The organism is Kluyvera sp. EC_51 (assembly GCF_019584505.1).
Lineage (GTDB): Bacteria > Pseudomonadota > Gammaproteobacteria > Enterobacterales > Enterobacteriaceae > Kluyvera > Kluyvera sichuanensis.
In genome coordinates this window covers 120,306-130,546 of record NZ_VDAG01000089.1, presented here as the reverse complement: position 1 = coordinate 130,546, position 10,241 = coordinate 120,306, and the positions used below count along the sequence as shown (strand labels likewise).

The following is a 10,241-nucleotide window of genomic DNA, read 5'->3' as shown; positions in this document are numbered from 1 at the left end:
CATAGGTCGGGTCTCAGTCCAGGGCATAGCGAGTCTCCTCTTCTATGCCAGTTATAACTGTTACCCATGTATCCGGTCTAAAGTGTTACCTATGTTTCCGGTTTGTACCTTCGCTTGGCCGGGCTACCAAAGCAAAAAAACGCCGGGTGAGAACCCGGCGTTTTTATTTTGCTGAACCTTATCTGTAGCCCGGCCAAGCGAAGCGCCGCCGGGAAAGGCTCGGTCTTAACGACGCTCGAGCACCTCAAAGCAGTAGCTATGAGAGTTCTGCTCATCCGCATCATGGAACTCGCTGAACACCGACTCCCACTGGTCTGGGTCGTAATCCGGGAAATGGGTGTCGCCTTCCACTTCGGCATCAATGTGCGTCAGATAAAGCTTCTGCGCTTTCGGCAGGAACTGCTCGTACACGCGACCACCGCCAATCACCATAATCTCTTCCACGTCGCCGCAGGCAGCGATCGCTTCATCGACCGATTTCACCCACTGTACGCGGTCATCAGTGCCCGGCTGGCTGCTGATGACGATGTTCTTACGGCCCGGCAACGGGCGTCCGATGGACTCCCAGGTCAGGCGGCCCATCACCACCGGTTTGTTTAAGGTGTTGCGTTTAAACCAGGCCAGATCGGCTGGCAGGTCCCAGGGCATGGCGTTTTCCATACCGATAACGCGATCTACCGCTAGTGCAGCAATCAGACTGATCATTGAGTGTGTCCCAGATACGAAAAAAAATTGTCGCCACTATACGGAAAGCTTAATCTTTCGTCGACTGGCAGCCAGGTAAAGAAGAAGAAAATTTTTCGTTTTGCTGGCAAGTCCACGGTAGGTTAAGTGGACAGCCAGCATTACACCTAATACGGCATCAGAGCGTCGGCTTTACTTCCGGCTCGTCTTCTGGATTACCGCTATGTTTTCCCTCTTCCGTTCCCTGCCAGCCGTGGCGCTGAATCACCGACAGGTGGTTGCGATCTTCGTTGATAATCTCGGTGAGCATAGCGCTGGTGCGTTTAAACGCCGCTGCCCGTGAAGTGTCATCGTTTTCCGCCATCTCCACCATCTCTTCCATCAGCTGCGTGTTAAAGCGACGGAACAGGTCGGCACGCTCGCGCGCCTCATAGGCGCCAAGCCCCAGTGACTCCAGCGCCTGACGACCCGACTTCAACGCCCCTTCGAAGGTTTCACGCTCCGGTGCGTCTACCCCGGCCTGACGCAGCTTGATGTAGTGCTCAACGTCGCGGGCGCGTGCAATAATCGTCAGATTCGGGAAGTGCTCTTTTGCCACCTCGGTTAGCTCAAGGCTCGCCTGCGGATCGTCAATGGCGTTAATCAGCACCTCGGCCTTCGCCGCGCCTGCCGACTCCAGCAGATCGGCTCGCGTTGCATCGCCGTAAAAGACTTTCATATCGAATTTACGCAGCGTATCGACGTGATCCGGATCGTGATCGAGGACTACCATTTTCACCCCGCTCGACAGCAGCAAGCGGCCGGTAATCTGCCCGAAACGCCCGAAGCCAGCGATAATCACCCGCGGCTGTTCTTCGTCGATTTGATCCGCTTCGCGCGCATCACCTGCGCTATTACGTTTCTCAAGGCGGGTCAGCAGCACCAGCAGAATCGGCGTCGCCGCCATTGACAGGGCTACCGCCAGCGTCAGCGCCTTGGCCCATTCCGGATCCAGCACGTTAGCCATCTGCGCGGCACCAAACACCACGAAGGCAAACTCACTCCCCTGCCCCAGCAGCGCCGCGAACCACAGGCGCTGCGAGCGCGGCACCTGAAGCGGTTTGGCAATCAGCCACAGCAGAACAGACTTAATCACCAGGAAGCCGACCAGCAGCGTAATAATGCGCAGCGGGTTATGAATCAGCGTGCCAAAGTCGATGGACATTCCGACGCCGATAAAGAACAGACCTAGCAGCAGCCCTTTGAACGGCTCGATATCGCTTTCCAGCGCGTGACGGTACTCCGAGCTCGCCAGCAGCACCCCGGCGAGGAATGCGCCCATCGCCATCGATAGCCCGACCTCTTCCAGCAGTAAGCCAAAGCCAAAGACCAGGAACAGGGCCACGGCGCTGAATACTTCGCGCAGACCGGAGCGCGCCACGAAGCGTAACAGCGGTCGCGTAACATAGCGCCCCAGCATCACCACCAGCGCCAGCGCCCCGGCCACCTTCAGCGCCGAGAACGCAAAGGCGCCGAGCGTGGTGGAACCGCCGCTGCTCGCCAGCAGTGGGATCATCGCTACCAGCGGAATGGCTGCAATATCCTGGAACAGCAGCACCGCAAAGGCGCTACGCCCCACCTGCGTCACCGTCAGGTTGCGTTCATTCATCGCCTGCATGGCAATCGCGGTAGACGACAGCGCCAGCGTCATGCCGATAAGCTCCGCCACCTGCCAGCGAAGGCCGAGGAAGATACAGAAGACGCCGATTAACGCGCCGCACAGCACCATCTGCAAGAGACCACCGCCAAACACCGAGGCGCGGAGTTTCCAGAGACGCTGCGGGTCCAGCTCAAGGCCAATCACGAACAGCATCAGTACCACGCCGATTTCAGCAAAGTGCAGAATAGACTCGGCGTCGGTCACCAGCCGCAGCCCCCAGGGGCCGATAATACAACCAGCAATCAGGTAGCCGAGCACCGAACCCAGCCCCAGACGGACGGCGATGGGTACAATCAGCGCCGCCGAACCGAGATAAATCAGCGCCTGTATTAGCGTATGGCTATCCATTGTTGTGCTCCTCCTGCCAGGCCAGTAACCGTTGTTTGTAGTGTCGCGCCTGCGCCTGCAGCGTCTCTTCGTCGCAGATAAACGTGCAGTGGACGGCAAACGGCGGCAACCATTTCATGCCGCAGTACACCGCGGTGGCCTCCAGCGGCTGTCCCAGCACGTCAAAGCCTGGATGTGATCCAATATCAAAGTGGCTTTCGCCGCCGCCGGTGGTGACCGCCCACATCACGCTTTTGCCGTGCAGCGCCGTGCCGCCGTGACCGTAGGCCCAACCGTGCGCCAGCACTTTGTCTAGCCACAGCTTCAGCAGCGGCGGCGTGCTGTACCACTGCATCGGGTGCTGCAGAATGACCAGATCGGCGCGGGAGAGCGCCTCCTGTTCGGCGGCAACGTCGATATTAAAATCGGGATAGAGGTGATAGAGAGAACGGACTTCAACGCCGTCGAGCGTCCTTACCTGCTCAAGCATCCGCTTATTCGCATGCGAGTGATGCGGATAAGGATGCGCATAAATAATAAGAATCATAATTGGCCTGTCTTACTTCATTATTTTATTCCTGAGTTTAGACAGTTAATGATGACACTTACAGGATCAGTTCACACAACAGCAGGAATTGGGGGGCGTGAGAACCACGCCCCGGCAGGGTCAGGAAGGTTGGTTGGCTGGTTTATCCGCCACAGGCGGTTCGTCAGATGATGCGGTCAGGTCGCACTGTTTTGGCAGGAAGAAGGTGATGGTCCCGGCGATAATCAACGAGCCCGCCAGCGCGCACACCGCCACGTTCTGGCCATAGAAGTAGATCATCACCCCGACCAGATACGGCCCGCAGAAGCCGCCCAGGTTACCCAGGCCGTTGATCACGCCACGCGCGCTGCCCGCCACTTCCGGCATGGCAATACGCCCGGGGATTGACCAGAACGGGCTGGTCGCCGCTTTCAGGAAGAAGCCGCACACCACCAGCGCGATATAGGCCGCCACCACATGGTCGCGCAGCACCACCGAAGCCAGCAGCGCGGCGGCAAAACCATAGAGCGAGAAGCGAACCCACAAACGCCGCTTCCCGCTGCGGTCGCTGAACAGGGAGATAATGTAGATCCCGGCAAGCGTGGCGATAAATGGCAGGATGGCCAGCACGCCCACGCTCGCCATATTGGCGCCGGTCAGGTTCTTGAGGATGGTCGGCAGCCACAGCGTGTAGCCGTAATCCCCGGTCTGGTAGAAGAAGTTGAGCAGTACCAGCTTCATCAGCCCCGAGTTACGGAACACTTCCCGCACCGGTGCGTTGCTCACCGGCGCTTCTGAACGTCGAGCCTCTCGCTCGGCGGTCAGCGCGGTTATCAGATACTCACGCTCACGCTCCGGCAGCCAGCGCGCCTCTTCCGGGCGGTCGCTAATCATCAGCCACCATACGGTCAGCACCACCAGCGACAGCAGCCCTTCGATGATAAACAGCCAACGCCAATCGAGCGCCGAGATAATCGCCCCGGAGACCGGCGCGGTGAGCATGCCGCCCAGCGGGGCAAACATCATTACAAAGGCGTTCGCACGGCCAATCTCTTTTTCCGGGAACCAGTTACTGACCATCGTCAGCACCACCGGCAGCATGCCGCCCTCGGACACGCCGAGGATAAAACGCAGCGCCAGCAGCTGGTATTCATGGGTCACAAAGCCGGTAGCAATCGAGACAATCGCCCACGCCAGCAGCGACCAGGCGATAAAACGCTTACCGCTGCCGTGAACCGCAATGCGCCCACCCGGTATTTGCAAAAAGAGATAGCCAATAAAGAATATCCCGCTCGCGACCCCCGCCATCTGGCTGGTAATACCCAGGTCGGACTCCATGCCGCCGGGCAGCGCGAAGCTGATATTAACCCGGTCCATAAACGAAATAATGCACGCGATGAGAACAGGCGCAATGATGCGCAGCCAGCGAGTGCCAGGTATTTTCTCATTCATCATTCATACTCTCTCTCGAGGGGAAGCCATGCTCAGCATGGCGAAAAGAACCGAGGATTAATCAATGGCATTCGGTAAAGGCGTCGCGTTGAAAAAGGCGTCGACGTTCTTGAACACCACCTCGCTCATCCGTTGGCGGGTTTCGTGGGTAGCGCTCGCTACGTGCGGCAGCAGTACCACGTTATCCATGGCAATCAGCGCCTCAGGCACATGCGGCTCTTCTTCGTACACATCCAGCCCGGCACCGGCAATGACACCATTTTGCAGGGCGTGAATCAGGGCTTTTTCATCCACCAGGGTGCCGCGCGCGATGTTAATCAGCCACGCGTGTTTTGGCATCACGTTAAACACGCTCGCATCGATCAGCCCGCGGTTTGCCGCGCCGCCTGAAGCAGCAATCACCAGAAAATCGCTTTCGTGGGCCAGAGTGTGCAGGTCGGCACACCACTGATAGTCAACGTGATTAAGCTTTTTGCGGTCGGTGTAGAGGATCTCCATATCAAATCCGCTGGCGCGACGGGCAATGGCCTGGCCGATGTTACCCATGCCAAAGATACCGAGGCGTTTACCGCTAACCTGAGTCGCCAGCCCCGGCCCTTGTTTCAGCCATTTGCCTTCGCGAACAAATTTATCGCCCTGGCACAGCTGGCGCGCGCCTGCCAGCAGCAGCCCCATCGCCAGGTCGGCAACATCGTTGGTCAGCACGCCGGAAGTGATGGTGACGGCAATGTCATGAGCGCGGGTATAGTCGAGATCCACCGCATCAGTACCAACACCAAACACCGCTACCAGCCCGGCGTTAGGCAGCTGTTCCAGCACGGCGCGGGTGACGCCGATATCACCACGGGTGACCACCGCCTGCACCTGATGGCCGACTTCACGTAAGAAAGCCTGCGGGTCAGCCTGTTCATACAGACGATAGACCTGGAAAGCGGTGGAGAGTTTGTCCATCAGGCCGTCTACGACCGGAGCAATCAACAGTACCGTGTTTGGGTTTGCAGTATTCATCGTGTTACCTGTTTAAGCGTTTAGAAATTTGTTACGCCTATCAAACGGGTTTTCGCGATGTCATTTTGCGATCTGCATCACGGCAGATCGTGTTAGAAATCCGTGTTACGGATGACGTGATCGTGGAAGCAAAAGCCCGCTGGAATGCGGGCTGGGTGGCAACAATTGAATAACATTGCCGACGTGGCAGGCGAAAGCTAGATGGTTTCACCCATCGATAAACGATAATGCAGGTCAACCTTCTCAATAGTAGGTAACCCTTTTATTTTCTTGATTAAAATCTCGGTGGCGACCTTGCCCATTTCAAAGCGCGGGGTCAAAACGCTCGCCAGACGCGGGCTCACCACCTGACCCATCTCCAGCCCATGGAACCCTGCAATCGCCATCTCCTGCGGCACCGCGATACCCGAAGCGATGCACTCCTGTAACACCCCGACCGCCAGGTCATCGTTGGTGCAGAGAATAGCATCCATCTCTTTATACATCTGACGGGCAAGGGTCATCATGCCGGTGCCAATTGACACCGAAGAGACCTTGTTTGGCGCTATGCGCCCGACAGCCAGACCCGCCTCCTCCATTGCCCGGCAGTAGCCCGCATAGCGCTGCTCATCGCGAATATCCGACATCGAGCCAAAATAGATAATCTGCTTTTTGCCGCTGGCCAGCAGCATGTTGGTCATATCCAACCCGGCGCGGTAATTATCAAAGCCCACGTTAATGCGATCGGCGTTATCCGATAGCCCCATCACCTCGGCAATGGGTATTTTTGCGGCTTTCAGGTATTTCTCCGCCCGCAGCGTATGGACCGATTCGGTTAGCAGCAGCGCCTTGACGTTCAGCGCCAGCACGGTAGCAATCTGTTCCTCTTCACGCTGGCTGTCGTAATCGTAGTTCACCACCAGCGTTTGATAGCCGTGGGCGGTGGTGACCGATTCAATACCTGCCAGCACGTCGGAGAAAATCTGGTTATTAAAAGAGGGGATGAGCACGCCAATGCGCGGCGCAACGTTACTACTTATGGCGGGATTATCGGCATCCGGCTGGTAGCCCACCTCTTCAATCACGCTGGCAATGCGTTCGGCGGTTTCCGGCTTCACCTTCTCGGGGGTACGTAAATAGCGGCTGACGGTCATTTTGGTTACCCCCGCCAGCGCGGCGATATCCTCTAACGTGATGCGTTGTACTTTCATTAGCCCTGCCCGTCATTGCCGAAATCCCGTGGCCTATTATGCCAGCAGGTTACAAAAAAGAGAAAGCGATAACCCATCGTCAAAGCCCCGTATGGCGCGGTTTTCGCCCGGTATTCCTCTTCAGGATCACACATGCTGTAACCCCTTTTTGTAACATAGTTGAGAGTGATCTTCATCACAGTTTCACCGAGGCAAAAACCGTGAGATAGAGAGCATCTTCTTGGCGCATCGGCTCGCAATACAGGACACTGTGATGAACAACTTATTCAGCCTGCAAGGCAAACGCATTTTAATTACCGGTTCCGGACAAGGTATCGGCTACGTGATGGCTCAGGGACTGGCCCAGTACGGCGCGGAAATCATCATCAACGATATCTCCGCAGAACGCGCCGAGCAGGCGGCGATGAAACTCCGCGACGAGGGTGCCACCGCCCATACTGCGGTCTTTAACGTCACCGACCCGGAGTCGGTGGAAAACGCTATTGCCGATATTGAAACTCGCATCGGCGCTATCGACGTACTGTTTAATAACGCCGGCATCCAGCGCCGCCATCCGTTCACCGAGTTTCCGGTGAAAGAATGGAACGACGTGATTGCCGTGAACCAGACCGCCGTTTTCCTGGTTTCCCAGGCCGTGGCCAAACGCATGATGACGCGCGGCGCGGGGAAAATCGTCAATATCTGCTCGATGCAGAGCGAACTGGGCCGCGACACCATCACCCCGTACGCCGCCGCCAAAGGCGCGGTCAAAATGCTGACCCGCGGAATGTGCGTGGAGCTGGCGCGCCATAACATTCAGGTTAACGGTATCGCTCCTGGCTACTTTAAAACCGCCATGACCCAGGCGTTGGTTGACGATAAAGCCTTCACTGACTGGTTGTGCAAACGTACGCCAGCCGCCCGCTGGGGCGACCCGCAGGAGCTGGTTGGCGCGGCGGTATTCCTGTCGTCGAAAGCCTCTGATTTTGTGAATGGGCATCTGCTGTTTGTTGACGGCGGCATGCTGGTTGCCGTCTGAGTCGGGAGCAAAACCATGGCAGGACAATGCATTATTTTAATGGGCGTCTCCGGCACCGGAAAAACCACCGTCGGGCAAGCGCTTTCCCAGGCGCTGGGGGCGAAGTTTATCGACGGCGATGACCTTCACCCACGGGCCAATATCGTCAAAATGGCCGCCAGCCAGCCGCTGGAGGATAGCGACCGCCAGCCGTGGCTGGAACGTATTGGCGATGTGATCTTTAGCCTCGGGCAGAAAAACGAGTCCGGCGTGCTGGTCTGCTCGGCGCTGAAAAAGCGCTACCGCGACCAGCTGCGCGCGGGTAATCCGCATCTGCGCTTCCTGTGGCTGACCGGTGACTACGACTGCATCTTGCAACGTATGCAGGCGCGCAAAGGCCACTTTATGCCGGAAGCGTTGCTGCGAAGCCAGTTTGCCGCGCTGGAAGCCCCAGACGACCGCGAGCCGGACATTCTGCCGGTCGATATTTCCGGAGATGTACCGGGCATTGTTGCCCGCTCGCTCACCCTTTTAGCCCATCAACCCGCATCGGGAGTTCCGGCATGATTATCGACACGCTGTACAACGCGGAGAAAACCGCCTTTTATCCGCAGGCTATCCGCAAGGCGCTGCGCGCCGTGATCCAACAGGAGCCACACACCCTGCCGCCGGGTAAATATACCGTCGATGGCGATAACCTGTTCTTCAACGTGGTAGAAGGAGAAAGCAAGCCGCTTGCCGAGCAGCGCCCGGAGTATCATCGTCAATATATTGATATTCACATCGTACTGAAGGGTGAAGAGATTATTGGGGCGGGTAATAAGGGACTGGAGATTGTCGAGGACGGCGCGTTTAACGACGCGCATGATATCGGCTTCTGCACGCAAATCAGCAGCGAAACGCTGATTCACCTGCACCCGGAAGAGATTGCCATCATCTTCCCCGGCGAACTGCACCGCCCGATGAGCAGCCTTGGCGCGGGCGCACCGCTGCGTAAAATCATCGTCAAAATCAATAGCGCATTGATTTAAACGTTATGCGCTGGCCCCGCACTGCATTCGCGGGGCCACGAATAACGTTTAGTTATCGAGCTCACCCATCGACCGCACCTGATCGCGATTGATCTGTTCGGTTTTGCCGGTTTCAGCATTTTTGTAAGACACCAGGCCGGTATCTTCATCGACCTGCGGTTTCCCGTCGGTGACGATAGTCTTCCCATCGGTAGTTTTTAACGCCTGGTTGGATGAACACCCAGCAACGGTAAAGAGCGCGCCGGCGGTCAGAATCGCTACGGTAAGTCGCTTATATTGCATCATGTTTCCCTCCTGCTTCTCAGCTAAAATCGTTATCACTCTAACCATTTTAGGTTAGCTGGCTGAAAGCGAGAGGGAAACCAGAACACTCCGAAGCGACATTTTAGCCATGTTGCTGTGTAAAGCTCACCGCTGCGCCGATAAGATTGGCGTCGTTGCGGTACTGGCAGAGCAGCAGCTTCGGCATAAATTCCGCGAGATCTTTTTCCGCGACCAGATCGGTTAAGCGAGAGGCGATCCCGGCAAAAATAGCATCGCTGGCAGAGATCCCACCGCCGATCACCAGACAATCCGGATCGTAGCAGACCTGCAAATTGAGCAAGCCGACAGCCATCCAGTGGTAGAACTGCGCCACTTCCTGCTTCGCGACCTCATCGCCCTGCTCGGCCAGACGAAACACCTCGGCCCCGGAAATCGAATCCAGCTCAAGCGACATCCGCTGCGCGTAGCGCCGCGCCATCGCCACGGCGGTGCCCAGTTCGCTGAACGTCTGCCCGCCCTCCAGCGTCATCAGGCCAAACTCACCTGCATAACCGTGACTACCGCGACGCAGCACTTTATCTTCCAGGATAGCCCCGCCCACGCCTGAGCCGACGATCACAAACAGCACGTGCCGATAGTCTCGCCCGGCCCCCAACGCCGCCTCGGCAATACCTGCCGCGTTGGCATCGTTCTCAATGCTGACCGGCAGGCCAAACAGCGCCGTCAGCGCCTCGACAATCGGGAAGTGGTGGATATAAGGAATGGCGCTGAGGCCACCTATCACGCCGCGTTCAGGGTCTACGCTGCCGGGAGCGCTAATGGCCACGCCCTGAATGTCATAGCGCTGCTGGTACTGACGGCAGATTTCCAGCAGTTGTGCCTGCATTTTCTCCCAGCTATCAGGCGTTTTTACTGCCCCCGTATCCGTTAAAGTGTCCTGATGCCAGACGCCGTACTTAATTGAACTCCCACCCCAATCAAATAACAAAATAGCCATATATATTCCGTAGTTATGAGTAGTAACAGAAAGAAATCGGGCCATTATGCCGTGAGGATAAATGGT

The 10,241-nt window shown here is 57.1% G+C and carries 11 protein-coding genes; 3 read left to right on the top strand and 8 right to left on the bottom strand.

Going from position 1 to position 10,241, the window contains the following annotated elements:
- Window positions 1-225: 225 nt before the first annotated feature.
- The 6 genes from folA to FHC49_RS16760 all read right to left on the bottom strand — a co-directional run bounded on the left by folA (window position 226) and on the right by FHC49_RS16760 (window position 6,886).
- The gene (gene folA, locus FHC49_RS16785; RefSeq protein WP_035896030.1) at window positions 226-705 is read right to left on the bottom strand and encodes a type 3 dihydrofolate reductase; all 480 of its coding nucleotides are present in this window, start codon (window positions 703-705) and stop codon (window positions 226-228) included.
- Window positions 706-862: 157 nt separating this feature from the next.
- Complete coding sequence (gene kefC / locus FHC49_RS16780) at window positions 863-2,731, bottom strand: glutathione-regulated potassium-efflux system protein KefC (RefSeq protein ID WP_220440358.1); 1,869 nt, start codon at window positions 2,729-2,731, stop codon at window positions 863-865.
- Window positions 2,724-3,257 (bottom strand): glutathione-regulated potassium-efflux system oxidoreductase KefF, encoded by a 534-nt coding sequence (gene kefF, locus FHC49_RS16775; protein ID WP_220440357.1) that lies wholly within the window; start codon window positions 3,255-3,257, stop codon window positions 2,724-2,726. Before kefF ends, kefC begins: the two co-directional genes overlap by 8 nt.
- A 120-nt stretch (window positions 3,258-3,377) precedes the next feature.
- Window positions 3,378-4,688, bottom strand: coding sequence for an MFS transporter (locus FHC49_RS16770; protein WP_185668618.1), 1,311 nt, complete (start codon window positions 4,686-4,688; stop codon window positions 3,378-3,380).
- Between the two features lie 57 nt (window positions 4,689-4,745).
- Window positions 4,746-5,696, bottom strand: a complete 951-nt coding sequence (locus FHC49_RS16765) for a 2-hydroxyacid dehydrogenase (protein ID WP_185668596.1) — start codon at window positions 5,694-5,696, stop codon at window positions 4,746-4,748.
- 197 nt (window positions 5,697-5,893) lie between these two features.
- Window positions 5,894-6,886, bottom strand: coding sequence for a LacI family DNA-binding transcriptional regulator (locus tag FHC49_RS16760; protein WP_220440356.1), 993 nt, complete (start codon window positions 6,884-6,886; stop codon window positions 5,894-5,896).
- 253 nt (window positions 6,887-7,139) lie between these two features.
- Here FHC49_RS16760 and idnO point away from each other — a divergent pair, with 253 nt between their 5' ends.
- From idnO to FHC49_RS16745, 3 genes are read left to right on the top strand one after another with little or no spacing between them, the layout of a single operon-like run.
- Window positions 7,140-7,904, top strand: a complete 765-nt coding sequence (gene idnO, locus FHC49_RS16755) for a gluconate 5-dehydrogenase (RefSeq protein WP_185668598.1) — start codon at window positions 7,140-7,142, stop codon at window positions 7,902-7,904.
- A gap of 15 nt (window positions 7,905-7,919) precedes the next feature.
- Window positions 7,920-8,450, top strand: coding sequence for a gluconokinase (locus FHC49_RS16750; protein ID WP_185668599.1), 531 nt, complete (start codon window positions 7,920-7,922; stop codon window positions 8,448-8,450).
- Window positions 8,447-8,914 carry a YhcH/YjgK/YiaL family protein gene (locus tag FHC49_RS16745; RefSeq protein WP_220440355.1) on the top strand — a complete coding sequence of 156 codons (468 nt, stop codon included), beginning with the start codon at window positions 8,447-8,449 and terminating at the stop codon, window positions 8,912-8,914. Before FHC49_RS16750 ends, FHC49_RS16745 begins: the two co-directional genes overlap by 4 nt.
- A 48-nt stretch (window positions 8,915-8,962) precedes the next feature.
- Here FHC49_RS16745 and FHC49_RS16740 read toward each other — a convergent pair whose 3' ends face one another.
- Both FHC49_RS16740 and FHC49_RS16735 read right to left on the bottom strand, forming a co-directional pair.
- Window positions 8,963-9,196 (bottom strand): YgdI/YgdR family lipoprotein, encoded by a 234-nt coding sequence (locus FHC49_RS16740; RefSeq protein ID WP_035896033.1) that lies wholly within the window; start codon window positions 9,194-9,196, stop codon window positions 8,963-8,965.
- Between the two features lie 103 nt (window positions 9,197-9,299).
- Window positions 9,300-10,175: an ROK family protein gene (locus tag FHC49_RS16735; RefSeq protein ID WP_185668601.1), complete on the bottom strand. Its 876-nt coding sequence runs from the start codon at window positions 10,173-10,175 to the stop codon at window positions 9,300-9,302.
- Window positions 10,176-10,241: the final 66 nt, after the last annotated feature.